General features: G+C 62.6%; 22 protein-coding genes and 1 pseudogene. 10 read left to right on the top strand and 13 right to left on the bottom strand.

Annotated elements, in window-relative coordinates; genetic code table 11:
• Window positions 1-249 precede the first annotated feature (249 nt).
• Together uvrB and NKI25_RS30955 are read right to left on the bottom strand one after the other, a co-directional pair.
• Window positions 250-3549: an excinuclease ABC subunit UvrB gene (gene uvrB, locus NKI25_RS30960; protein WP_353000243.1), complete on the bottom strand. Its 3300-nt coding sequence runs from the start codon at window positions 3547-3549 to the stop codon at window positions 250-252.
• A 113-nt stretch (window positions 3550-3662) separates the two neighbouring features.
• On the bottom strand, window positions 3663-4916 hold the full coding sequence (locus tag NKI25_RS30955; RefSeq protein ID WP_353000241.1) for a hypothetical protein: 1254 nt from the start codon (window positions 4914-4916) through the stop codon (window positions 3663-3665).
• Window positions 4917-5077: 161 nt separating this feature from the next.
• Here NKI25_RS30955 and NKI25_RS30950 point away from each other — a divergent pair, with 161 nt between their 5' ends.
• Together NKI25_RS30950 and NKI25_RS30945 are read left to right on the top strand one after the other, a co-directional pair.
• Window positions 5078-6118, top strand: a complete 1041-nt coding sequence (locus NKI25_RS30950) for a CapA family protein (protein ID WP_353000240.1) — start codon at window positions 5078-5080, stop codon at window positions 6116-6118.
• A 61-nt stretch (window positions 6119-6179) separates the two neighbouring features.
• The gene (locus tag NKI25_RS30945; protein ID WP_353000238.1) at window positions 6180-7151 is read left to right on the top strand and encodes a hypothetical protein; all 972 of its coding nucleotides are present in this window, start codon (window positions 6180-6182) and stop codon (window positions 7149-7151) included.
• Window positions 7152-7177: 26 nt separating this feature from the next.
• On the opposite strand, the gene NKI25_RS30940 is transcribed toward NKI25_RS30945, so the two are convergent.
• Window positions 7178-7663: a YegJ family protein gene (locus NKI25_RS30940; RefSeq protein WP_352684318.1), complete on the bottom strand. Its 486-nt coding sequence runs from the start codon at window positions 7661-7663 to the stop codon at window positions 7178-7180.
• 119 nt (window positions 7664-7782) lie between these two features.
• On the opposite strand from NKI25_RS30940, the pseudogene NKI25_RS30935 reads away from it, so the two are divergent.
• Window positions 7783-8397, top strand: a pseudogene (locus NKI25_RS30935) (FAD-binding oxidoreductase); the annotation flags it as partial.
• Between the two features lie 1002 nt (window positions 8398-9399).
• Here the strand turns inward: NKI25_RS30935 and NKI25_RS30930 are convergent.
• The 3 genes from NKI25_RS30930 to NKI25_RS30920 all read right to left on the bottom strand — a co-directional run bounded on the left by NKI25_RS30930 (window position 9400) and on the right by NKI25_RS30920 (window position 11647).
• A complete protein-coding gene (locus NKI25_RS30930; protein WP_352684322.1) occupies window positions 9400-9915 on the bottom strand; it encodes a hypothetical protein in 516 nt (171 codons plus the stop codon).
• Between the two features lie 160 nt (window positions 9916-10075).
• Window positions 10076-11206, bottom strand: a complete 1131-nt coding sequence (locus tag NKI25_RS30925) for a hypothetical protein (protein ID WP_352684324.1) — start codon at window positions 11204-11206, stop codon at window positions 10076-10078.
• 6 nt (window positions 11207-11212) lie between these two features.
• Window positions 11213-11647 carry a DUF4383 domain-containing protein gene (locus NKI25_RS30920; RefSeq protein ID WP_023719157.1) on the bottom strand — a complete coding sequence of 145 codons (435 nt, stop codon included), beginning with the start codon at window positions 11645-11647 and terminating at the stop codon, window positions 11213-11215.
• 737 nt (window positions 11648-12384) lie between these two features.
• On the opposite strand from NKI25_RS30920, the gene NKI25_RS30915 reads away from it, so the two are divergent.
• Complete coding sequence (locus tag NKI25_RS30915; RefSeq protein ID WP_353000235.1) at window positions 12385-13323, top strand: diacylglycerol/lipid kinase family protein; 939 nt, start codon at window positions 12385-12387, stop codon at window positions 13321-13323.
• Window positions 13324-13428: 105 nt separating this feature from the next.
• On the opposite strand, the gene NKI25_RS30910 is transcribed toward NKI25_RS30915, so the two are convergent.
• The 3 genes from NKI25_RS30910 to NKI25_RS30900 all read right to left on the bottom strand — a co-directional run bounded on the left by NKI25_RS30910 (window position 13429) and on the right by NKI25_RS30900 (window position 16998).
• Window positions 13429-14640, bottom strand: a complete 1212-nt coding sequence (locus tag NKI25_RS30910) for a mandelate racemase/muconate lactonizing enzyme family protein (RefSeq protein WP_023719154.1) — start codon at window positions 14638-14640, stop codon at window positions 13429-13431.
• Entirely contained in the window at window positions 14637-16253 is a 1617-nt protein-coding gene (locus tag NKI25_RS30905; protein WP_023719153.1) for a GMC family oxidoreductase, read from the bottom strand. Before NKI25_RS30905 ends, NKI25_RS30910 begins: the two co-directional genes overlap by 4 nt.
• 142 nt (window positions 16254-16395) lie before the next feature.
• Window positions 16396-16998, bottom strand: coding sequence for an SMI1/KNR4 family protein (locus NKI25_RS30900; RefSeq protein ID WP_353000234.1), 603 nt, complete (start codon window positions 16996-16998; stop codon window positions 16396-16398).
• A gap of 493 nt (window positions 16999-17491) precedes the next feature.
• Between NKI25_RS30900 and NKI25_RS30895 the strand changes: the two genes are divergently transcribed.
• Window positions 17492-18172 (top strand): hypothetical protein, encoded by a 681-nt coding sequence (locus NKI25_RS30895; protein ID WP_353000233.1) that lies wholly within the window; start codon window positions 17492-17494, stop codon window positions 18170-18172.
• Between the two features lie 36 nt (window positions 18173-18208).
• Here NKI25_RS30895 and NKI25_RS30890 read toward each other — a convergent pair whose 3' ends face one another.
• Together NKI25_RS30890 and NKI25_RS30885 are read right to left on the bottom strand one after the other, a co-directional pair.
• Entirely contained in the window at window positions 18209-18688 is a 480-nt protein-coding gene (locus tag NKI25_RS30890) for a GNAT family N-acetyltransferase (RefSeq protein WP_353000246.1), read from the bottom strand.
• 220 nt (window positions 18689-18908) lie between these two features.
• Window positions 18909-19700 carry an alpha/beta fold hydrolase gene (locus NKI25_RS30885; RefSeq protein WP_353000231.1) on the bottom strand — a complete coding sequence of 264 codons (792 nt, stop codon included), beginning with the start codon at window positions 19698-19700 and terminating at the stop codon, window positions 18909-18911.
• A 106-nt stretch (window positions 19701-19806) separates the two neighbouring features.
• Between NKI25_RS30885 and NKI25_RS30880 the strand changes: the two genes are divergently transcribed.
• The 4 genes from NKI25_RS30880 (at window position 19807) to NKI25_RS30865 (ending at window position 23027) form a co-directional block, all read left to right on the top strand.
• Window positions 19807-20733, top strand: coding sequence for a LysR family transcriptional regulator (locus NKI25_RS30880; RefSeq protein WP_352639980.1), 927 nt, complete (start codon window positions 19807-19809; stop codon window positions 20731-20733).
• A 262-nt stretch (window positions 20734-20995) separates the two neighbouring features.
• A complete protein-coding gene (locus tag NKI25_RS30875) occupies window positions 20996-21967 on the top strand; it encodes an MBL fold metallo-hydrolase (protein ID WP_353000230.1) in 972 nt (323 codons plus the stop codon).
• 200 nt (window positions 21968-22167) lie between these two features.
• On the top strand, window positions 22168-22563 hold the full coding sequence (locus tag NKI25_RS30870) for an acyl-CoA thioesterase (protein WP_023678380.1): 396 nt from the start codon (window positions 22168-22170) through the stop codon (window positions 22561-22563).
• A gap of 143 nt (window positions 22564-22706) precedes the next feature.
• A complete protein-coding gene (locus tag NKI25_RS30865) occupies window positions 22707-23027 on the top strand; it encodes a hypothetical protein (RefSeq protein ID WP_352456951.1) in 321 nt (106 codons plus the stop codon).
• Between the two features lie 49 nt (window positions 23028-23076).
• Here the strand turns inward: NKI25_RS30865 and NKI25_RS30860 are convergent, their stop codons facing one another.
• Complete coding sequence (locus NKI25_RS30860; protein ID WP_023678378.1) at window positions 23077-23445, bottom strand: winged helix-turn-helix transcriptional regulator; 369 nt, start codon at window positions 23443-23445, stop codon at window positions 23077-23079.
• A gap of 91 nt (window positions 23446-23536) precedes the next feature.
• On the opposite strand from NKI25_RS30860, the gene NKI25_RS30855 reads away from it, so the two are divergent.
• Entirely contained in the window at window positions 23537-24142 is a 606-nt protein-coding gene (locus tag NKI25_RS30855; RefSeq protein ID WP_023678377.1) for an NADPH-dependent FMN reductase, read from the top strand.
• Window positions 24143-24216: 74 nt separating this feature from the next.
• On the opposite strand, the gene NKI25_RS30850 is transcribed toward NKI25_RS30855, so the two are convergent.
• Window positions 24217-24609: a winged helix-turn-helix transcriptional regulator gene (locus NKI25_RS30850; RefSeq protein ID WP_352575809.1), complete on the bottom strand. Its 393-nt coding sequence runs from the start codon at window positions 24607-24609 to the stop codon at window positions 24217-24219.
• Window positions 24610-24611 lie beyond the last annotated feature (2 nt).

The raw sequence follows: 24611 nt of genomic DNA, 5'->3' as shown, positions 1-24611 counted from the left end.
CACGCTTCTGTCCTCGAATGGCATCCCGAACCCCCTCGCGCAAAAGCGCAAAACTGTTCGCGATGTCCTCGCACATCTGTTCGCGATGTCCCCAGTCCAAACACACTTGTGGGAGAAGGTGGCCGCGAAGCGGTCGGATGAGGGGTGCTCCAGCTTGGCACCGACGGCGATCCGTCCAGCACCCCTCAACCGTCTCGGCGCTGCGCGCCGATCCACCTTCTCCCACAACAAGGGGAGAAGGGAAGCTCGCTACCGTCCCGGCCGTCCCGTCTTGCCGGGACGGCGCTTTTCGCGGCGGGCGTCGGCGGGGTCTTCGTAGGAGCCGATGCCGGCGCGCTGGCGGGCAACAGGTTTGGCGGAATCGTCGCGTTCCTTCGCGCCCCCCTCTGCCCTGCCGGGCATCTCCCCCACTTGGGGGGAGATCGGCTGCGGCTTCGCCGGCACTCTTCCCTCAACAGGCTTTTCTGTGCGCCGCACGGTCATCTCATCCAGCGAATTCTTCTTGAACAGCGGCTTGGTGGAGTCACCGGGGATGCCGAAATCGGAGCCGTGCGCTTCTTCGGCCGACTGTTTCTTGAACAGTGAACGCGACACCGCGCCGGCCGGCGTCGGCATGTCGGTGCCCGGGCCCATGGCGTTGAGCGACGGCTTGGCAAACAACGGCTTCTTCACCGGCACGGCGCCGTCGGCGCCCATTTCGTCGAGCGCCGGCTTGTGGAAGAGGTTGGACCGGGTAGCCTTGGTCGCCTCTTCGGCGGCACGTGCCTCGTCGAGCTTGCGGAAACGCTCCTGTTCCTCTGATGTACGATGTTTGGCCACGCCCTTGTTGTGCTTGCCCTTTTCGCGGCCTGAGACCGGGCTTTCCATGTCGGCATATTTGGCCAGCGGATCGTCGGAGATGGACAGCTCCATCTCGCGCAGCCGCTTGATCTCGTCGCGGATGCGGGCTGCCTTCTCGAAATCGAGGTTGGCGGCGGCGTCGCGCATCTGCTTGTCCATCGCGTCGAGATGCGCCTTCAGATTGTTGCCCATCATGGCGCCGGCGCTGTCGGTGAACTGCGAGATGTCGGCGCGGACATGGTCCTTCTCGTAGACCGAATCCAGGATGTCCGAAATGCGCGACTTGACAGATTCCGGGGTGATGCCGTTGGCCGCGTTCCACTCCATCTGCTTTTCGCGGCGGCGGTTGGTCTCGGCCATCGCCCGCTCCATCGAGCCGGTGATCTGGTCGGCGTAGAGGATGACCTTGCCGTCGACGTTTCTGGCGGCGCGGCCGATGGTCTGGATCAGCGAGGTCTCGGAGCGGAGAAAACCTTCCTTGTCGGCATCGAGGATGGCGACGAAACCGCATTCGGGAATGTCGAGGCCCTCGCGCAACAGGTTGATGCCGACCAGCACGTCGAAGGCGCCGAGGCGCAGATCGCGCAGGATCTCGATGCGCTCCAGCGTGTCGATATCGGAGTGCATGTAGCGGACGCGGATGCCTTGCTCGTGCAGATATTCGGTCAGGTCCTCGGCCATGCGCTTGGTCAGCACGGTGACCAGCGTGCGATAGCCGGCCTTGGTGGTCTCGCGGATTTCGCCGACAACGTCGTCGACCTGGCTCGTGGCCGGGCGCACTTCGACCGGCGGATCGATCAGGCCGGTCGGGCGGATGACCTGTTCGGCGAAGACACCGCCGGACTGCTCCATCTCCCAACCGCCGGGCGTTGCGGAAACCGCAACGGAAAGCGGGCGCATGGCGTCCCACTCCTCGAAGCGCAGCGGCCGGTTGTCCATGCAGGACGGCAGGCGGAACCCATACTCGGCCAGCGTCGCCTTGCGGCGAAAGTCGCCGCGATACATGCCGCCGATCTGCGGTATGGTGACGTGGCTTTCGTCGACAAAGACCAACGCATTGTCGGGGATGTATTCGAACAAGGTCGGCGGCGGATCGCCCGGCTGGCGGCCGGTCAGATAGCGCGAGTAATTCTCGATGCCGGCGCAGGAGCCCGTCGCTTCCAGCATCTCCAGGTCGAAGCGGGTGCGCTGCTCAAGCCGCTGCGCCTCGAGCAACCGACCGGCCCGTTCGAGTTCGACCAGCCGGTGCTTGAGCTCTTCCTTGATCGACTTGATGGCCTGGTTCAAGGTCGGGCGTGGCGTCACATAGTGCGAATTGGCATAGATCTTGACGCTCTTCAGCTCGCCGGTCTTTTGGCCGGTCAGCGGGTCGAATTCGGTGATCGCCTCGATCTCGTCGCCGAACAGCGAGATGCGCCAGGCGCGGTCCTCGAGGTGGGCCGGGAAGATCTCGATCGTGTCGCCGCGCACCCGGAACGAGCCGCGGACGAAGTTGATGTCCTGGCGCTTGTATTGCTGGGCGACGAGGTCGGCGAGCAGCGCGCGCTGGTCGAGCCGGTCGCCGATCTGCATCTGGAAGGTCATCGCCGTGTAGGTCTCGACCGAGCCGATACCGTAGATGCAGGACACCGAGGCGACGATGATGACGTCGTCGCGTTCGAGCAGCGAGCGCGTCGCCGAATGGCGCATGCGGTCGATCTGCTCGTTGATCGAGGATTCCTTCTCGATATAGGTGTCGGTCCGGGGCACATAGGCCTCCGGCTGGTAATAGTCGTAGTAGCTGACGAAATACTCGACGGCGTTTTCCGGGAAGAATTTCTTGAACTCGGAATAGAGCTGCGCGGCCAACGTCTTGTTGGGCGCCAGGATCAGAGCGGGGCGCTGCGTCTCCTCGATCACCTTGGCCATGGTGAAGGTCTTGCCCGAGCCCGTGACGCCGAGCAGCACCTGGGTGCGGTCGTTGCTGTTGACGCCCTCGACGAGATCCTTGATCGCCGTCGGCTGGTCGCCGGCGGGCTCGAAATCCGAGACCATCCTGATGGCGATGCCGCCTTCGGATTTTTCCGGCCGGGCGGGACGGTGCGGCGTCCACAGCACGCCGTCCTTGTGCAGCGGATTGCCGGATTCGATCAGCGCCGACAGCGCCGCGACGGTGGCGGTGACGCCGCCGGAAGCCATGGTCTCGGCTTCTTCCAGGGAGACATCGAGGCCAGCGACAGGGTTGAGACCGGCCGCAGTGCGCTCCCGCGCCGAAGCCGCGCCGCCCATCGAGGTGCCGCGTGCCGTACGGCCGGGGGAAGAGGAGCGCTCGGGGATTTTCTTGGCAGACTTGGCGCCTTCCCTCCCCCTCGAGGGGAGGGTGGCGGCGGAGCCGCCGGGTGGGGTCGGTGCGGCAGTACTCGGCGACCCTTTGCGTCCCGCGCTGCCTCCGGCGACCCCCTCTGTCGCCTTAGGCGACATCTCCCCCTCGAGGGGGGAGATTTGACGCCCTTCCTTCTCGGCTTCCTGCTCGATCTGCTCGGCCCAGTCGGCGATCGAGCCGGTCAGCGGCGCGCCGGTGAACTCGGCCTGCGGCGCCTCGGCAAAGCCGCCCTTGTACAAGGGCTCCGACGCATCGAGGAAATCGGTCAGCGGACTGCGCCGCTTGGGCGGCGAAGCGCGCTCGTCATTCGCCGGCGGAGGCGTTTTCTTGTCGGACAGTCTGGCCATGGCCCGAATATGGGAGGTATCGGCCAAAATGGAAAGAGCGGAGTGGCGGGTGGCGCGAGGCGCAATCCAGCTGCTGACAGAAGGGTGTCAGGAGCACCCTCCACGTTTCCCGCTCAATTAAACCAAAGCGCGAACGTCAGAAACCCGGCGCCGCCGAATTGGCGCTGGATCTGATCGAACTCCTCGCTGGTGAGAACCTTCCCGCGTTCGAGATAGGGCGCGATGGCCGGGCCGGTGATCGACAGCACCAGGTCGAAGGGCTCCGGCTCGTCGAAGAAGCGCTTCATGTTGATGCCTTTGTCGGCGATGCGGAAATGCGGCAGCAAGGTGCGTCCCTCCAGCAGATCCTCAGCCATGGCCAGGGCGGCGAGCCAGGCCTGCACCTGCTGCTCGCCGACTTCGAGGCCGGTCAGCGGGCTGGCGCCTTTTTGCTGCGGGCCGGGCAGCCATTCACGGTCATTGTCGGTTTCGGCGCGGATGGCTTTCCAGTCCTCGCGCGACAGCCGGATCATTTCCATGAGATGGCGGCGCGCCGCTTGCCGGCGCTCAGGCTCGACCACTTGCCAGTTGATGAGATGCACCAGCGAGATGAAATCGGCGATGCGCCATTCGGACGACAACATGCCGCCGCTCATGCCGCCGTCCAGCGGCACGAGCGTGTCCTGCAGCGGCAGTTTTGCGCGCGGGAACAGCATATGGAACGAACCGTCGAAGGTGTTGCTGAAGTCATGCGCCAGCCAGAAGTCGGCCTGCGCCATCAGGAACTCGGCATAGCCCTGCAGCCAATAGCCGTCGGCGCGGTCGAAGCGGAAGATGAGGGCGGGTGCGGCCGCGTCTGGCGCACCGCCGCCGCGTGACAGAGACGCCATGATCGCCGCGGCGCCTTCGTCCGGCGCGATCGAGCCGTCCTCGTTGAGGTCGATGCCGAGGCGGGTGAGGTCGATGACCATGCCGATGTCCGCGTCGGCGGGTACCGAACCCAGCGTGGCTGCGGATTTCTCCAGCCGGTCGCGGAAGGCGACGAGAATGGCGCGGAATTGTTCGTAGGTCAGCGGCTCGGGATTGGCATTGTCCGACACCGGCAGCCGCATCAGCGGCAGCATGAAGGATTGCGGGCTGTCGAAACCGTGGCGGTGCAGACCGCCGGCCAGGATCTCCAGCGCGGTGAAGAATTGGCCGGCGCCGGCGGCATAGGCGGCTGCCGGATCGCCTGGCGCGGCGGCTTCCAGAGCGGCAAGAGCGCTGTCGCGTTCGGCTACGATTTTTGCCTCAAACAGGGCCGCCGGTTCGGGAGCCGCGGCGCTGGGTAAAGCCAGCGGCAGGAGAAGAATGATGGCGCACGCCACCAGCCTGGAAAAACGCTTCATCGTGATCGCCCCCTTTTGTCGCTCCGCACGAACCATACACGCATTTGGCTCACGGCGCCTGTTACCTTCGGACGGGCCGGTCATCATTTCATTTATGCTAACAGTCGAAGCTTCAATCAATCCGGCGGACGGTCTACACAAGGCAAACGATTGGGCGTCGCGTGTCGAACTATCCGCTTTCCTACAAACTGTCCTGGCTGCCACGCTTCCTCCGGCCTTCGCTCGATGGCGACGCGCGCGGCTTTGCTCCGGCGGCCGCAGCCCTGCTCGAACCACTGCCGGCGCGGACGGTGCGGCTGGCTTTCGTCGGCGATATCTCGGCGGTGGCCAATCGCCGCGCGCCGGACTGCGATCCGGCGATTGCGGCACTGCTTGCCTCGGCCGATCTGGTGGTCGGCAATTGCGAAAGCCCGGTGGTGGAACGGCCGAACTCTGTTTTGGGTACGAGGGTTGGCACGCACCATGCGATGAGCGAGCGGTTTCTTGCCGAGGCGCTGGCCGCCGCCGGCATCCCGCGCGAAAGACTGCTGCTGTCGCTGGCCAACAACCATGTGCTCGACCAGGGCATCGCCGGTTTCGATGAGACGGTCGCCGCGCTGGCGCGGCTCGGCATCCGTACTGTAGGCGCCGCGGCACCAGTCGAGCGGTTTGCAGTCGGGGCGCTGACCATCGGTCTTGCCGCCTTTACCTTGTGGCGCAATGCCGACGCGGCCCAGTTCGCGGGCCGAGTCTCGATGCAAGCCGATCCGACGCAATGGCCGCACGCTGCCGCTTCGGGTGTCGACCTCCTCTGCGCGGTGCCGCATTGGGATTGGGAATTCCGGCATTTTCCACGTGCGAAGACGCGGGCAATGGCGCGACTTCTGGCCGAACATGGCGTCGGCCTGATCGCCGGACATCATGCCCATGTCGTGCAGCCGATCGAGCGGATCGGCAAGACGCTCGTTGCCTATGGGCTCGGCGATTTCATCGGCACCGCCTTCGCGCGGCAGCCATGGCCCGGCCGCATCGGCGCCATTCTCGTCGTCGACATCAGCGACGATCCCGGCACGCGCGGGGCCATCGCCGCCTACCGACTGCATGCCTTCATGCGGCTGCGCGCCGGCGATCACGAGCGGCTGGTTCCGGTTGAAACCCTGGCGGGAAAATCCAGGCAAAGGGTTCTAGCCCGCCTCGATGCGGTCTTCGGTGCCGTGCGCTGACGCATTCCACCAAACCGGCTATCATGCCCAGCGCGGGCAGGCTTGTGGCGGCGGGTGGGTGATGGAAACTGCGGATTTCATGCCGAGCGAAGCGGTGATCGCCGGCCTCAGGAAGAACATCGAGGCCTATGAGGCGCAACGAGCTTCGGCCCATCGCCGGACGCGCTGGCGGGTGCCACTTTTCATCGGGCTGGTGCTGGTGTTCGTGGCGTTTGTGGCCTGGCTCTTCAACGGGGTTGCCGACCCCAACGAGCAGTGGTTCTCGACCCCGCATGTGTTCCTCTATATCGGCGGCTTCCTGGCGGCGATCCTGCTCTATTTCCAGGCGATCAAGCCGGCGAGAAAATTGCAGCAGTCGTTTCGCAGCACGCTGTTGCCGATCATCTTCGGCTTCATCGACGACATGCGGTACCGGCACAACGTCAAGCCGAATTCGTTCGACCGGTTGCCGCGCGAGACGGTTGGTCCGTTCAACCGGCAATCTTTCGATGATGTTTTTTCCGGCCGTTATGAGGGGTTTCCATTCGAGCTTTACGAAGCAGATCTCCGGGAAGGGACGGGCAAGAGCACGACGGCAGTGTTCAAGGGGGTCATCGTCGCGTTCGAGACAATCGTGCCGTTCCCCGGCATATTGGTGGCCGCGCGCCGGACCAACAAGGTCGTCGGCTTCTTCCGCGGCATCTTCGGCAGCAAGATGCAGGAACTATCCAGCGGCGTGCCGGAGCTCGATGCCGCCTACGAGTTCCGCACCGACAATATCGAGGCGGCGCGGCCGCTGGTAACGGGCCGGCTGGCGCAGGCGCTCGAATGGCTTGGCGAAACATGGCCGAAGGAACCGGCACGCGTCGCGCTCAGCGGCAGCGACGGCTTCCTGCTGCTGCCGCAGACGAAGAACTTCTTCGAGCTGCCGGACATCTCTGTGCCGCTCGATTATGTCAAGCATGTTGCGCCGATCATCGCCGACATGGGCACGATCCTGGCGACCGCGGCGCTGGTGCGCAAGATTGGGGCGCAGGACGAGGAGCCGGGGTAGCGGCTAAAGCGCCTCGCGCTCGGACATCAGCAGTCGAAGCCGTAATTGTCGCGGAGATAGTCCGCGTCTTCCTTCGACATCTTCTTGAGCATCACACAGACGGTAAAGCTGCCCACCTGATGGCCGTTCTTGGTGTATCCCCAGTCCGAAATTTCGTCCCGGGTGAATTCGATCTCCTGGCCGGCGACGACGTTGTGCACTGCCTGCGGCTCGTTTGCTAAAATTCCGGCAAATCCGCTCGCCGTTCGGTGAAAGGGAATGATCCAGAAATGTTCCGTCGCGGTTCCGTCTTCGATCCTTACCTTCAATTTGAACCTGGCTGTTCCGGACGGCGGCGCCTCGGACAGGATCAGGAAGTCATCCAGGCTGGCGCGGGCCTGCTCAATCGCCGCCGCCATCTCCGGATCGTCCCTTGCCACACCGAGGACTCCCTTCTCACCGCTTTGGGCGTCGGCTGAGACCGGAGCAAACGCGGGTAGCAGGGCAATCATGGCACGGACGGCAAGCTTCATGGTGCGGCTGCTTTCGACGCTTTCGCCAGAACGACTGTGATCATCATTTGCCGAACGTCTGATTGGCAACTGGTTTTTGTCTCCATCAGGCGCTATTCCTGGGACAGTGGGGTGGGGCTATGATCGAGGAACGCAAGGGGTTTCGCCTGTCGCGGCGGCTGCTGCTGGGTGCGGCGGTGGTCGGCGGCGCGATGCTCTGGGGCGGGACGACCGTGGCGCGGCTGGCGCGCGGTCCGTCGGGGCAGAAGAATTCCGGGCGCATCGCCGACATTGACGGGATCGACCTGGCGCAGAAGCCGCTGGAGGGCCCGCCAGCCTACGATCCGGCGCTGCCATGGCTGACCAAGGGCGGCAACATCAACGATGCCAGCGGCCTGTCGATGACGCCGGTCTACGGCGTCGTCGAAGTCAGCGAGGAAGACCACATTGCAAGCGCGCTCGCCTTTGCCCGCACCAATGGCCTGAAGGTCTCGGTCGCGGCGGTGCGCCATTCGATGGGCGGCCACGCCTTCGACGACAACGCGCTGGTCCTCGACATGCGCAAATTCAACAAGGTCAGTGTCGACCCGACGGCGAAGACGATCACCTTGCAGCCGGGCGCGCGCTGGCACGACATCCAGAACCTTTTGCACCCGCGCTTCGCGGTGAAGGCGATGCAGTCGACCGATATCTTTTCGGTCGGCGGCTCGCTGTCGGTCAACGCGCATGGGATGGACCACCAGGCCGGCTCGGTCGCCGGCTCGATCCGAGCGATGCGGGTGATGCTGGCGGACGGTTCGGTGACGACCTGCTCGCCGGCCGAAAATACCGAGCTGTTCCGCCACGTCGTCGGCGGCTACGGCCTGTTCGGCGTGGTGCTGGAGGCGACACTCGACATCGTAGACAACGCCGTCTACCGGACCTCGCGCGAGATCATCAAATCGGACGATTTCCCGACGTTCTTCGCCGAGGTTCTGGAGCCAAACAGGGCGATCGGTCTGTTTTATGGGCATCTGTCGACTGCGCCGGGCAATTTCTTCGAGGATATGATCGTCTACCGCTATGATAAGGTGGCCGACCAGCCGCCGGCCGACCAGCCGGCAATCGGTGAACCGGGTTCGGTCGGGCTCAAGCGGGTGATCATCAACCTGGCGAAATGGGGCAGCCTGTTCCAGGAGCTGAAATGGTTCACCGAAAAGACGCTGGAGCCGCAATTCGAGAGCTGCACGGTGGCGCGGACGACGGCAATGGCCGAGGGCGAGGCCTGCCTCGTCACGCGCAACAATCCGATGCACGATTCAGTGCCCTATCTGTTCAACGATCTGCTCGATGAGACCGATATCCTGCACGAGTATTTCATCCCGCGGGCGGCCTATAACCCGTTCATCGCGGAAGCGCGCGAGATCCTGCGCAACCAGACCCTGCCGGTGCTCAACGCGTCGGTACGCATATGTGGCGCTGAATTATGCGCCGGAGCCGGCCTATTCGCTGGTTCTCTACATCAATCAGCCGACAGACGCCGACGGCAATGCCAGGATGCGGGCGCTGACAAGGGCGCTGATCGACGTGACGATCAAGCATGGCGGGCGTTTTTTCCTGCCCTACCAGCTCCACTACACAGGCAAGGAACTGCTTGCCTCCTATCCGGAACTGCCGTCCTTCCTGGCGAAGAAGCTGCAATACGATCCGGGCGAGCTGTTTTCGTCGATTTTTTATCGCGCCGTCAAGGCATTGATCGGCACGGCCTGAAGCGGCGGCTACAGACCGTCAGGCAGCTTCGCCGCCAGCCAGTTCGCCGAACGCCTGGCGATGCCGATCGTTGCCGATGCGGCGCGGCCGAGATCGGTCTTGACCACGGCGTAGCCGGCCTTCGTGCGGTAGAGCAGGGCGCTGCCGCCATCGACCGCCGCTTCATAGGCGACCGGCCGGACGGCTTCCGTTTCCGTCGCCGTGGCCTGCGTTCCGACCGCAGCACTGGGCCGATGGCTCAGTTCCGGTGGCAGCGGGTCTGTCGCTGCGGTGCTGGCCGTCGTCAATTCAGGCTCGGAAGCGGTCGCAGCGAGCTGCGATGACGAAGACGAGCTCTGTGTCCGGCAGATGCCGGAGACCAGCGGATAGTCGAAATTGCGCTCGTGCAGCATCTGGCTTTTCATCGCCGCTTCGCATTCGGCGATGGTCGACCATTTGGCGGGCGTCTCGCCGATATATTCGCAAAGCCTGGCGTCGCAGTCGCAGCCGACGATGGTCATGGCGACAAGGGCGGTCTTGATCACGGTCTTGTCCCTCCGAGTTGCCTGGCACATGTGCGCAAGACAACGTGTCTACGGCATCATCAATCGTTGCGGAACAAGGCGGGATTTGGCCGCGATTGTGGAATGAGCGTGGCGGAGCATCACGCAACGTCTTGCCGAGGCCGGCTGTGACCGAAAGGCCTCAGTAATCGTAGACATGCTCGAGCCTGGCGCCCGCCGTCATCATCGCCGGCAGCACGATGTGCAGCTTGCGCACGGCGACAGTCAGGCCAGTGCGGCGCGTGGAGGGTTCCGCCGGAAGCGGGTAGCTGAACAAGGTGCGTGCACCTTCGGGAACATTGATCTCGTCATTGGAAAGCATGGTGACCATGATCTCGTCATTGCCGCCGATCTCGACGAAGGAGACGCCCTTGTCGATCAGGCGCGGGATCATGTCGGTGAACACCTGATAGCGCCTGGTGACGAAGACCGTGCCGTCGGCGCCGAGATCGCGCTCCAGCAAGGTGTCGGGTTCGTTGCGCGTCACTTCGCCGACCGGACCCTTGGCCCAGACATGAATGTCGAGCAGGGCCGGGTCGGTGGTGGCGGCGAGCGCCGACTTGATCAGATCGGCGTAGCCCTGCTTGATCGTGTCGGCGAGGCCGAAGGCGAGCTTGCGTTCGCCGGTGCGGACGGCGCTGTCGTCCGCTGCCGGCTGGACGGCGAACAGGCCGGCACGCTTTTCGGCATAGGGAAACTGGTACCACGGCATCTGGTCGAGAAAACCGGCGTAGTCGGCCGCCACCTTGGCCTGGTAGATGTCGACCGCGGTGCGCTTGCCGGCTGTCGCTTCGGTGACGCGGCCGATCGTATTTTCATAGGCCCACTGGATGGCGTGCTCGATCGTGTGACTGGTGCCGATGACCACCAGCATCTGGTGGTTGTCGAGGTTGAACTTGTAGGTAGAGCTGGCGCGGATGACCATCGCATAGTCCTGCCAGAGGCGGCCGATATAGGAGAGATAGGGAAAACCGCTCGGCTGGTTCTTGTCGACGAAGCCGGCATATTCGCGGGCGGCGTAGACGATGGCCCATTCCGGATAGGTAAGAAAGGTCGATTCCTCCGGCCGCTGGTAGCCGGGGATCTCGGCACGGATCTTGTCGGCCAGCGCCTTTGGCGGGGCACCCTCGGCGACGCCCGGCAATGGCGTTGTGTCCAGCGACGGCGTCGTGAGAAAGCCGTAGGCCAGCCCGGCGATCGGGATCAACACGACAATGACGACGAGCCAGAGGATCGCCTTGATGATGCGCTTCAGCCAGCGAAACAGGAACATGGCCGGTCAGGCCGTGGCGAAATGGTCGTACACACGTTTCGACAGCCAGAACCCGACGTAGACGGCGAAGCCGCCGATGACGATGTGCGGCAGGTTGGCGAAGAAGCGGGCCGGGAATTCGATGTCGTTCAGGGAGCGGAAGCCGTTGATGAAAATGCCGCCATCGAGGCAGCCGGAACCGGTGACCAGGCCGAGCACGCCGTCGAACAGATAGACCGAGCCGAACAGCTTGAAATAGAACACCGCCTGGCGGTGCGAGATGAAGGCGGCGGCCAGCGCCCAGACGCCGGAGAAGGCGTGCAGCAAATCATCGTACCACTGCAGCGAAAACAGGCCGAACAGATTGCCGCCGGCGTCGTTGAAAGCCGGCACATAGCCGATGGCAACAACGCCGAAGAACAGGAAAGCATAGGCAACAGCAAGCTTCTGGATAAGCGTCATGAAATGTCCCCCTGCCGTCAGCCCCTTTAAACGGCCCCCGACGGCAAATGGATAGTAGCTGATTTTGGCGCAGCGTGAAGCGTCGCCGGCAAAATCGTAAGGCGGGGCCACAAAGACAGTCGGCGCCGGGATTTCTCCCAGCGCCTCCCTGTCAGATCAGGACACGGTCGCGGCAGCAACTCCCGAAAGATGTCGCGCCATGCCGGCCTTGATTTTGACGGTCCTGCCAGTCGCCACCCGAGGGCAGCGTCCGTTCCGGACCACGCCGGTCTCCACTCTTGCGAGCTTTGCCCAGCGCGCCATCGAAGGTTTTTGCCGTCCTTCATGGCAGCATCGGTCCGCCGTCGGCGTTCGCACGCTTTCCGCGGCCCCGTAGGTCTCGGCGTCCATCCCTCCAACAAGCAAGCCTGTTCTCGTTCAGGGCCGTACGGGCCTCAGGAAATCCGCCGTTCCGCTTTGCCTTTCGGCGTGGCGATCGGTAGCCGCCTGAGATGGGTTTTAACGTACGTCGGATAAGCGTTCGGCGGAACTGCCGCATGCCTGTGGATAGCGGGATTATCGGGGACTGACCCTGCCAAAATAGCGACTTTCCGATCTCTGCCGCCGCCGGTCGGGATTTGCCGCCTCGATGCCGAAGCCGCATTGTCGGGTAATCGACCCTTGCCCCGCGGCCCTGCGCGGGCTTCAATGCCGGCAAATGATTGGAAGGCGTGTTCGATGGCCTTGGGGAGGCAGGCTTGAAGGTCGCGGTGGTTCTCAATCCGATCGCCGGCGGCGGCAGGCTCAAGCGGCATTGGCCCGAGGTTGCGGCTTCGCTGAAAAGACATTTCGGTGATTTCGAGCTGCGTGAAACGCAGGCCGAGGGGGATGCCGAACGGCTGGCGCTCGACCTTGCCGCCATCGGCTTCGAGCTGGTGATCGCGGCCGGCGGCGACGGCACCGCCAGCGAAGTCGCCGACGGGCTGCTGAAGGCTTTCCGGGAAAGCGGCCGGACGGCCGAACTTGGGCTGCTGCCTTGCGGCACCGGCATCGACTTCGCCCGCGGGCTCGGCCTGTCGAACAATGTCGATCTGACGCTGAAGCGGATTGCCGAGGCCAAAGGGCGCAAGGTCGATGCCGGGTGCATCAGCTATGTCGACGACCATGGCGCGCTGGCCAGCCGCCATTTCATCAACATCGCCAGCCTCGGGCTTTCCGGCGCCACCGACCGCGCGGTCAATGCCGACAAGCGCAAGGGCAAGGTTTCGGCCAAGGCGCTGTTCTACTGGCGCACAGTCTGGGAATTCCTCCGTTACCGCTTCCAGGAGGTTGCGATCACCATCGACGACGGTGCCCCGGTCGAGGCGCGCATGGCGCTGGTGGCGGTGGCCAACGGCAAATTCTTCGGCGGCGGCATGATGATCGCGCCCGACGCCGAGCTTAACGACGGCGAGTTCGACATCGTCATCCTGCGCGCCGCCGGCAAGCTGAAGCTGATCTGGGACATCCGCCTGCTCTATGGCGGGCGGCACCGCAACCATCCGGCGATCACCATCCTGCGCGGCAAGAAAGTGGTTGTCGAGCCGCTCGGCGATGTGCAAAAGAACGCCGCGCTGATCGACATAGACGGCGAATCGCCGGGTCGCATACCAGCGACTTTCGAGATCCTGCCCGGCGCATTGACGCTGAGATATTGAATCAAGCTGTTGAGGGATTGATTCAAATCCTTTCGGCGGTGATTCCGATCCTGCGTCCAACACGTTGAAATCGCGTGATATTGTCTGTCGATCCCGCTCGACAGGTCACGGCATCAGCGGTGTCTGCATCATCTGCAAATGCAGGTCCTTGCCGGTCCAGGGATGCGCCTCGCAGACGGCTTCGTCGAGTTCGACACCGAGGCCTGGCTCCTTCGACGGGATGACGTTGCCGTCCTGCCATTCGATCTTCTTCTTCAGCAGCTTTTCGTGGAAGCCGCCCCACTGCTTCAGCGATTCCAGAATGAGGAAGTTGGGCAGCGTTACCGCGAGCTGGATGTTGGCGGCGCCGACGATCGGCCCGCAATAGCAGTGTGGCGCGACCTGGATGTGATAGGCTTCGGCCATGGCGGCGATCTTCTTGGTTTCGAGAATGCCGCCGGAGCGGCCGAGGTCGGGCTGCAGAATGGTCGCCGCACGGTTCTCGATAACGCGGGCAAATTCGAACTTCGTCGTCAGTCTTTCCCCTGTCGCGATCGGGATCGAAGTGCCGCGCGCCACTTGAGCCATGACCTCGGGCATGTCGGGCGGCACCGGCTCCTCGAACCACAGCGGATCATAGGGCTCGATGGCGCGAGCGAGGCGCAGCGCACCCGATGCGGTGAACTGGCCGTGCGTGCCGAACAGGATGTCGGCTCTTGTGCCGACCGCGTCGCGGATCGCCTTGACCATACGGGCGGAGAGATCGATGTCGACGAGGCGCGGCTGGTGGCCGTCGAAGGCTGTGTAGGGGCCAGCTGGGTCGAGCTTGACCGCGTTAAAACCCTGCTCGACATATTCGAGCGCGCAGGCGGCGGCCATATCGGGATCGTTGTAGACGTTCTTGCCGCGGGCGTCCTCGGTGTGGACGCTGCCGCTGTGCGGGTAGAGGTAGGTATAGGAACGCAGCGTTTCATGCACCTGGCCGCCGAGCAACTTGTAGACCGGCTTGCCGGCCTCTTTGCCGATAATGTCCCAGCAGGCGATTTCCAGCGCCGAGAAACAGCCCATGCCCGACACGTCGGGCCTCTGGGTGAAGCCGGATGAATAGGCGCGGCGGAAGAAGGTCTCGATATCGTGCGGGTCGCGGCCGATCAGATAACGCTCGGCCATGTCCTCGACCATTTTCGCCGTGACATGAGCCGAGAAGGTGGCGTTGTAGGCCTCGCCATAGCCGACGACGCCGCCATCGGTGGTGAGCTTGACGAAGATGAAATACTTGCCGCCGATGCCGGGCGGCGGATTGCCGACCACCCAGGTCTTGACGTCGGTGATTTTCATTTCTGATCCTCCAGAACCAGTTCGGCGCCCTTCCATCCGGTCATGATCGCGGCGGCGTTGGTGTTGCCGGTTATGTTGTCGGGAAAGATCGAGGCGTCGATAACGCGCAACGCCTCGAGGCCGTGTACCTTGAGGCGCGGATCGACGACGGCGTGCGCCGCGTCCGGCCCCATGCGGCAGGTCGAGACCGGGTGATAGACGGTGCCCGAGCGCTTCCTGAAATCCTGAATGAGATCCGCGTCGGAGGTGATCGAGGGACCGGGCAAAACCTCTTCCTCGATGATCTCGGCCATCGCCGGCATCGAGGCGATCTTCCTGACGAATTTCACCGCCGCCAGCATTTCAGCGACGTCCGCCTCGGTCGAAAAGGCATTGGCGACGATTTTGGGATAATCGCGCGGATTGGCGGAACGGATCATGATTTCGCCGCGGCTCGACGGACGGCAATTGGACAGCCCGATGGAAAAGCCCGGCCATGGATCGGGCGTCAGGATCGGGCGTTCGCCGCTCTTCGGAATGACGGTTGAAAACGCCTGGAAATAGAGCTGCATGTTGGGCCGTGCCGTGGCCGGATCGGTGCGAAAGAAGCCGCCGGCATTGTTCATCGACAGCGACAGCGGGCCCGAGCGCAAAAACACGTACTGCATGCCGACCAGCAGTTTGCCCCACCACGGGCGCAGGATCTGGTTGAGCGTCGGCAGCCTGCCCTTGAACGTGTAGTTGATGCCGACGTGGTCCTGCAGGTTTGCCCCGACATTCTCGTTGGCGTGAACGACGGGAATGCCGAGCGCGCCAAGAAGCGCCGACGGGCCGACACCGGAAAGCTGGAGAAGTTGAGGCGAATTGACCGAACCGCCCGACAGGATGATCTCGCGGCCGGCGCGGGCGGTTTTCGTCGCGCCATTCTGGAGATATTCGATGCCGACGGCGCGTTTGCCCTCGAACAGGATTTTTGTCGCCAGGGCGTTGATCTCGACGCGGACGTTTTTACGCTTCATCGCCGGGCGCAGGAAGGCGCGCGCCGCCGACATGCGGCGGCCGTTCCTGGTGGTGATCTGGTAGACGCCGGCGCCTTCCTGCGAGGCGCCGTTGAAATCCGGGTTGAGCGGCAGGCCGGCTTGGTTGGCGGCGGCGAGATAGCGCTTGGTGAGCGGATGGACGGAGGTCGAGCAGTCGGTGATATGCAGCGGCCCGCCGACGCCGCGCCATTGGTCGGCGCCGGCCTGGTTATCCTCCAGCGCCTTGAAGGCGGGCAGCAGGTCATCGAAGCCCCAGCCGGGATTGCCGGCCGCTGCCCAAGCGTCGAAATCCTCGCGCGCGCCCCTGATCCAGACCATGGCGTTGATCGAGCTCGAGCCGCCGAGCAGCTTGCCGCGCGGCCAGTGGTCGACATTGCCGGCCAGACCCGGATCCGGCTCGGCCTTGTAGTTCCAGTTGACCGCCGGGTCGAAGAAGGTCTTGCCGTAGCCGAGCGGCATCTGGACGTAGAAGCGACGGTCGCTGCCGCCGGCCTCGAGCACCAGCACCGAGAAGCGGCCGGAAGCCGACAGCCTTTCGGCCAGGACCGAGCCGGCCGAGCCGGAACCGACGATGATGAAGTCATAGGTTTGCATGGTGGCTGCGGCTGGCTCCGGAATTCGGCTCTAACCTAGGCTTGGGCGCGACGCGGCGTCGCCGGGTCTTCCGGCATCTGATGTGAAAAAAGCGACTGGTGATATTCGGTTTGAATGTCAGCCTGTCGCCTGCTGCCCGAGTTCAGTCGTGTTCGCGCCCATCCGGGTCGAACAGGGCCGCCACCTCATTGGCTTCTTCCAGCAGGAAGGTGAACACGCTTGAGTAGGACTTGGTCGAACCGGACAGAGGATCATCACTCTCCCAGCGAAAGACCCCCCCGTCCGGATTCATGCCAATTAAATCGTCATTGTCCCCTAGCGCACCAATAAAGAGAACATCGTCTGGTGCATTGCCTGGTCGTCTCTTTATATTTGGTTCCAGTATGGAGAAGGGTTGTTGACCCGCCTCCACCAAATTCGTGCGTGACCAGCTACGTCGCAGCCCATAGACGCTTATATAATTCGCAAACAGACCTATCCCGTTGTGGAGCATGAGAAAGCAACGGAAATTATCTGGGAGTCGACGCGAAATTTCAGACTCCATCTGCCCAATTCGGATGGCGCCAAGTGGTGCGTACAGCTGATGCAAATACGCTTGAGGCGCTCGATGCGGGGTATGGCCAATCCACTCGGTTCCATCCGGATAGGTCTTGTATCCGAGGCGTTTCCATTTATCGACCAAGGTTCGGAGCTCTCGGTAGGCACGAGCGTCTTCTTCGCTTGACCATTCTTCCTGCTTAGGCATTTCCTTAATATCCTTAATAGGCTCCATTTACCCAGTTCGACGGGTCCGTAGGGTCTAACCTGTCGAACGCATCCATCGCATCGAAAACTTTACCAAGTGGCTCTAGCGACCGGCCGGAAGCCGACAATCTTTCGGCCAGGACCGAGCCGGCCGAACCGGAGCCAACGATGATGAAATCATAGGTCTGCATGGTGGCTGCGGCTGGCTCCGGAATTCGGCTCTAACCTAGGCTTGGGCGCGACGCGGCGTCGCCGGGTCTTCCGGCATCCGATGTGAAAAAAGCGACTGGTGATATTCGGTTTGAATGGCCGCTTGTTGCCGTAGTTAGTTTTGCTACTGCAACAATTATACGTGTTTTTAGCAATCAATGCCGATGTGTTCGAGCAGGGATGACCGAAGGCTGCCGTTCGCGCTCGGTCATTGAATTGATCCGCACGATCAGTAATGTTCGCCGGTGACGCTCAACATTTACGATTGCCGTTGAAGAGGTTAGATGTTCTCCCGCTTGATCGAAAGATTTCGTCGGCAGCCAGACCTCGGTCGTGCGCCTCAGCGTGGTAAAGCGTTGGGCGACATTGCCGCTGGAGCATTGGAAGGCGGCTTGGCATCCGATTTTCAACGAGTAGGGGATTTGTTCTGGGTTGGCCGTCCAACAGATCACATACGCTATCTGCTGAAATTTCAGATGTTGAAAGGCATGACCTTCTCCGCCTGTTGGGGCGTCTCGATCGACTTTGTGCCACTTTTCAGAGGCGGAAGCCTCCGGTGGAAAAGGACGGCGAAGTCAGCGAATTTTGACCTTTGCATTGACCCGATAGATTCATTGGGCCGGATTCCCAACTGGTGCTCATTCTATAGTAGCAATAGCTCCTATCAGGTTGAACGCGCAGCTTTGGCGGCGCTCAATGCTGCCCAGCAGGACTGGTCCAGAATCACCGCACTAAAGGACGTTGCTGCTAGTTTCGAACGACGATCCAAGATGAAATTTCGACGTTTTTCGTTGGAAAACTATGTGCAAACAGACCTCGCCTGGGGCTTGGCCCTTGTTGCCGTTGGAGACGCGGGTCGGGGCCAGCATCACATCGATGCATTTTGTGAGCAATTTGCCGTTGCGCCGGAGACGACCATCCTTGCAAAAGCGAGAAGAGAAGCGGGCGCAATAGCGGCTGGATGACAACTTTCCACCCATAGCCGAAACTTCAAGCTGCGATCACAGGCGATGATCGGCAATCTGCTTGAAATCATAGCGCATGATCGGCCGGGCCGGCGTCCTGCGGGCGACGATCCTGAACCCGGCGCGCGTGAAGGTGCTGGCATATCCGCTGCCGGATGCGCTCGGCGATGTTTCGGCGTCGAAAGGATAGGCTTCGAGCGCAGGCGCATTTGCGCGCCTTGCGATTTCCAGAGCCTCTCCAATCAGCTGGGATGTTACGCCTCGCCTGCGGTATCTTTTTCGCACGTAGAGGCAGGACAAAGACCAGACCGGCTTGTCATCCACACGCTTGAGCTGCCACAGCCGATCGAGCCAGGGCAGGGCATCTCGCGGTGTCACCTGGCACCATCCGACAGCGGTATCGCCGTCGAAAGCGAGCAAACCTGGAGGCGGACCATGCTGGACGGCCTGCCGGAACGCTGCCTTGTTTTCCTCGCCGGGTCGCTTTCGATAAGAACTGCCGATCCGTCCGTACATACACCAACAGCGACTGCAGAGGGCGCTGTCACCGAACAGGTCCTCGAGCGCCGGCCACAGATCGGGCGTTAGTGGGCGAAAGCCAAGTTCCATGTCAGCCGTCATCCGCTATTGATGTTGCTCATTCTAGCCTGCACTGCGCGCTAGCGCATCATAGGTTGCGGTCCATGCGGGGATGTTCAAACCGGGGTTTCACTCAGCATTCCCGTCATGCACCAACTCAGCGCAGAAAGCCAAGCACGGCCTCCATGAACTCGGCGGGGTACTCGACGTTCGACAAGTGGACCGCGGGCAGAACAACCAGTTTCGCGCCGGGCACCGTCGCCGCGATCAGCTCGCTATGGCTGGCGGCTGTGACAGTGTCGTGCCGGCCGGCGATCACCAGCGTTGGCCTGGAAATCAGCGCTATGGTTCGGCGAAGGTCCGCATCGCGAACCGCCGCGAACAGACCAGCCAAGCCTTGCCGGTCGATAGCCAGCAGCATGGCGCGAAATTCTTCGATGACGGGCCCGTTGGCCGCCAGCATACGCGCAGGAAACCAGTTGCCCAGGAACATCTCGGCGGTTTCCGTCATATCCGGCGCCTGCAGCACGGCGGCAATCCGCTCGTCAAACTGCTTTGCCGGTCCGAGGTAGGATGAGGTGTTGCTCAGGATCAATCGTTCGATCCGCTCGGGCGCGTGGATGCCGAGCCACTGCCCGACGAAGCCGCCCAACGACAGACCAAGGAAGTGTACGCGTTCAATGCCCAGGGCGTCGAGCAGCTCGATCACGTCGCGGCCAAGCCGGTCGAGCGAATAAGCGCCGGCCGGAACGCTCGACCCTCCATGACCGCGAAAATCATAGCGCAGAACACGGAAATGCTTCGACAGCTCGTTGACCTGCATGTCCCACATCCGCAGTGTGGTGGCGATGGAATTCGACAGCATCAGCACGGGTTTCCCGGCGTCGCCGTCGATGCGGTAGGCAATGCGGGTACCATCGCCGACGGTCACGAAATCCAGCTCATTCATGGTGAATACACCTTCCTTCTTGGAGCGTTGAATGTGGCAAAGCCTAGCTGCGGCGCGCTTTTGATGATATTACAAAGATAGGACTATCTCTGTAACAGATGCTGACATGGCCGAATTCACCCTGCACGACCTGCAATGCTTCGATGCCGTGGTCCGCTGCGGCGGCTTTCAGCCTGCGGCGGCCATGCTGCATCGCTCGCACCCGGCGGTGTTCGCAGCCGTTGCAAAGCTGGAGCGGCAACTCGACCTCGTTCTCTTGGATCGCAGCGGCTATCGCGTGCGCCCCACCGAGGCAGGGCTGTCGTTCCATCGCAGGGCACAATCGCTGCTGCGCGAGCTCGAGGGCTTGCGGCTTCATGCTGCTCAGCTGTCAATGGGCGAAGAAAGCGAGATCCATGTGGTGATCGGCGACCTGTGCCCGCGCCCGCAGGCACTGGGCATGCTCGGACGGTTCTTCGCCCAGTGTCCGGGCACACGCCTGCACCTGCATTTCGAGGCGGTGGGCGGCCCGTGGGAGCGCCTCTTCGATGACGAAGCCGATTTGATCCTGCACTGGATCGACAAGAGCGATCCGCGGGTGGAATGGATCGATCTGTGCAAGGTGCCCTTCGTCCCAGTAGTGGCGTCGGGCTTTCTGCCGGAGCGTATCAAGCACCCCATCACGCCGGATCAGATGCACGCGTTCACCCAATGTGTCATGCGCGACACGGCCCGCCATTCACCGCAACAAGACTACTTCATGATCGAGGGTGCGCCGCAATGCATGGTGGCCGATCAGGGGATGAAGAAGGAAATCATCCTGCAGGGCCTCGGATGGGGCCACATGCCCCGCTTCCTGATCGAGGAAGAGCTGCGCGACGGACGCCTGCAATCCGTTGCCGGCCGTCATCTGCCAGGCCGTACCGAGGAGTTGGTGGTGGCGCGCCGCCGCGACCGGCCGCACGGGCCGATCTCGAACCGTCTGTGGGATCATATCGAGCAAGAGGCGCCGACGTTGCGCCGAGCGCTCGAACCCCGGCAACCTGTCCAGTAGGCGAAGCCAGGGCTCGGCGAGGCCGTTCAGCGGACGGCCGAACCAGCAGCCTTACCCGCTTAAGTCGATTGCTGCATAAGCTGCAGCAGTGAACTGCATCCCATCGCTATTCCCGCTGTTTATGAGGCGGATTATTGATGTCGCAAGGAGTTGGCCATGACCCGCGCCGACCGCCGCCGAAGGGTTGTCCGAGCGGTCGGCATCCGCCCCGGCAGCGACGACGTCTGGGACTAGCTTCATCTGCAATTCGAAGGACAAGACCATGAATATCGACCGTCGAACGTTCGGCATCGGCACCTTTAGTGCCGGCGCCCTGCTACTTTCCCCGATCAGCCTCTTTGGGAGCAACGCTGCGGCTATCGCCGCCCGGTCTCCGGCTTCGCTTGCGAGCGCCCACAGGTTCATGCTCGGCGACCTCGAGATCACAGCACTGAGCGACGGCTACCTCAATCTCGGCCTCGAACTCTTCCCTTCCGCAGATACGGCTGCCGCCGAAGCGCTGCTGGCAAAGGCATTCCTGCCAAAACCACTCCCGACCTCGGTCAATGCTTACCTTGTCACCAAAGGCGACAGACGGGTGCTGATCGATACCGGCACGGCATCGGCGATGGGGCCTATGTTGGGACATATACCTGAGGCGCTCGCCGCCGCCGGCGTCAGGCCGGAAGAAATCGACACGGTAATCATCACCCACCTCCATCCCGACCATGCCAACGGCCTTGTCGGTATTGGAGGCAAGGCCGCCTTCCCGGCAGCGGAGGTCGTGGTTGCCGCGCCGGAATTCGCTTTCTGGCACGATGACGGGATCCGGTCCAAGGCGCCCGACCAGATGAAACCGTACTTCGAAATAGCGCGCAAATCGCTGGTGCCTTACCATGGCAAGGTCCGGAAGATCGAAGGCGAAGTCGAGATCGCGCCCGGGATCAGGGCGTTGCCTGCGCCTGGACACACGCCGGGGCATCTCGCGCTTCGAATTGGCTCTGGTGACGCCAACCTGCTGCTCTTCACTGACGTAATCCACGCCTCCGCGCTGCAATTTGCGCATCCGGAATGGGCAATCGCCTTCGACGTGGACCAGGAGGCCGCAATCGCCACACGCAAGAAGGTGCTCGACATGGTGTCGGCGGATGGCCTGCTCGTCGCAGGCATGCACCTGCCCTTTCCAGGCATCGGTCATGTTATCCGCGAGGGCAATGCCTATGCCTACGTCCCGACGCCCTGGCCCGCTTTGTGAAGCACGCCTATTGGTAAGCTTTCTTACCTCGACCATGGAATGCAATCCTGCTGGTGTGCTCGTCTAGCTCCGCACAGCATCTTTTCAACACTGTCGACCGATAGCCGAACCTCAGGCCGCGACCTGTTCAGTGGCGCGTTGACCTGTCCGTGCCATGACGATACGGGATCGGGACAATCGGCTTCGAGAGGATTGGCCAAATGGTGCATTACGCAGACGGGCGGCCGATCGGCGATCTGACGCTCAGGACGCTGGCCATGCCTTCCGACGCCAATGCGGCAGGCGACATTTTTGGCGGCTGGGTGATGGCGCAGATGGATCTCGCCTGCGGCATCCGCGCCGCCGAGCGCGCCAAGGGCCGCGTGGTGACGGCGGCGGTGAAGGAAATGTCCTTCGCCAAGCCGATGAAGATCGGCGACACGCTGTGCATCTATACGCATGTCGAACGCGTCGGCCGCACCTCGATGACGCTCAAGGTCGAGGCCTGGGCGCAGCGCTATCTCTCCGACCTGATGGAGAAGGTCACCCATGCCGACTTCGTCATGGTGGCGCTGGACGGCGAAGGCAAGCCGAAGGCGGTTCCGGCCGAAGGCTGACCCGGCCTGATTCCAGAAGACGGATTTAAACAGCCGTCTCTCCCGCGCGGGGGATGCGGACAGCGATCCCGCGTGGTCTTTGGCTAACGGGTTCCCGCATGCGCGCCTGCAGCGCGACCGACGGGATCTTGGGAGGAAAGACAATGCGTCAACACATGCTGAACGCTGCCCTGGCGGGTGCCTTTGCAGCCTTGCTCTGCCTGTCGTCCGCAAGCGCTTTGGCCGAGGTCAAAAAAGGCGATCCAGGCGCCACCTGCACGTCGGAAAACCGCACCATCAACGGGCAAGCGGCCAAGTGCGAGATCTGCTCGGCGACGAAATGCGACACCAGCGGCACGACGGTGAGCAATTGCCGCAAGGAGACGACCACGACCTGCACGATTGGCGGCAAGGTGGTCAGTCCCAACCCGAAATGGAATCGGATCGAGAAGCTGCCGAAGAGCAAGATGCAGTTACAGCAGTAGGGCTCGTCCGGAGGATCGCGACAGGTTCAAACCCTTGCAGCACAAGGGTTCAGCTGTGCATGGCGTCGAACTTCTCGCGCGCCGCCTTGACGCGCTCGGTGTTCTTGCGTGCCCATTCGCCGAGCGCATCGACCGGCACCAGCAGTTCGTAGCCAAGATCGGTCAATTCGTAGTCGACCCGCGGCGGGATGGTCGGGAACACGGTGCGCGTAACGAAGCCGTCGCGCTCGAGCCCGCGCAAGGTCGTGGTCAGCATCTTTTGCGAAATGCCGCCGACCGCGCTGCGCAACTCGTTGAAACGCAGCGGCCCGTTGCCAAGCTTGCCGACCACGAGCACCGTCCATTTGTCGCCGACGCGCTGCAGGATTTCCGAGATGGCGCGGCAGTCCTCGGTGCGGTGCGGGTGCCTTGGTAACAAAAAAGTGCCTCCTTGCACATTGAGCGGCCAGTTACTCATATAGCTCAGGTATCTAAACGATACCAGTATTCCCGTAAGGAGAGCCCCCTCTATGTCAAAACCCAAAATCGCCATCATCATTGGTTCAACCCGCGCAGCCCGCTTTGCCGACGTCCCGACCCAATGGATTGCCAAGATAGCCAAGTCGCACGCCGACATCGACGTTGAAGTCGTCGACCTGCGCGATTTCCCGCTGCCGTTCTTCGATGAGGTCGCATCCTCCGCCTGGGTGCCGTCGCAGAACGAAGTGGCGCAGCGCTGGCAAAAGAAGGTCGCCGGATTCGACGGCTTCATCTTCACCGCCGCGGAATACAATCATGGCCCGACGGCCGTGCTGAAGAACGCCATCGACTACGCCGCCAACGAGTGGAACAAGAAGCCGGCCGGCTTCGTCGGCTATGGCAGCGTCGGTGGCGCGCGCGCGGTCGAGCAGCTGAGGCTGCATGCGGTCGAGTTGCAGATGGCGCCGGTGAAGTCCGCCGTACACATCGCCTGGGCCGATTTCCTTGCCGTCAAGCAAGGCGACAAGAAGCTCGATGAGTTCGAGCACCTCAACCAGGCGGCAACCGCGCTGGTCAACGACATTGCATGGTGGGCCAGGGTGCTGAAGACGGCGCGTCAGGCCGATGCCGTCGCCGAGGAAGTCAAGGCGGCCTGAGCACAGGTTCGAGCAGTCCTCCCAAGGATTAATTCTCCCAAGCATTGGGGCGGCGCATGCGCCGCCCTTTTTGTTCACACGGCATGGGCGTCCTGCGCTTGCCGTGGTCTGATGATGCAATCGGCAAGGCGGTCCATCTCATTCAGCTCGTCGGCATGATGCTGGCCCCACTGGCAAAGTGCCAGCAGGATCGGCTCGAGGCTGAGGCCGAGCCGCGTCGCCGAATATTCGACGCGCGAGGGGATCTCGGCAAAGATCTCGCGGCGGACGAGGCCGTGCTCTTCCATTTCGCGAAGCTGCTGGATCAGCACTTTCTGGGTGATGCCGGGCATCAGCACCTGCAGCGCCGACAGCCGCCGCGGCCCGTCGAAGAGATGGTACAGGATGACCGCCTTCCAGCGGCCCGAAATCACTTTCAGCGCGCGCTCCGCCGGCAGCGTCGGCAGTCTCTTGATCAGCTTGGCCATGG

This window comes from Mesorhizobium sp. M0808, assembly GCF_040320025.1.
In the GTDB taxonomy this organism is placed as follows: domain Bacteria; phylum Pseudomonadota; class Alphaproteobacteria; order Rhizobiales; family Rhizobiaceae; genus Mesorhizobium.
Note: the sequence above shows the minus strand (reverse complement) of the source record. Positions and strands in the feature narration are given on the sequence as shown.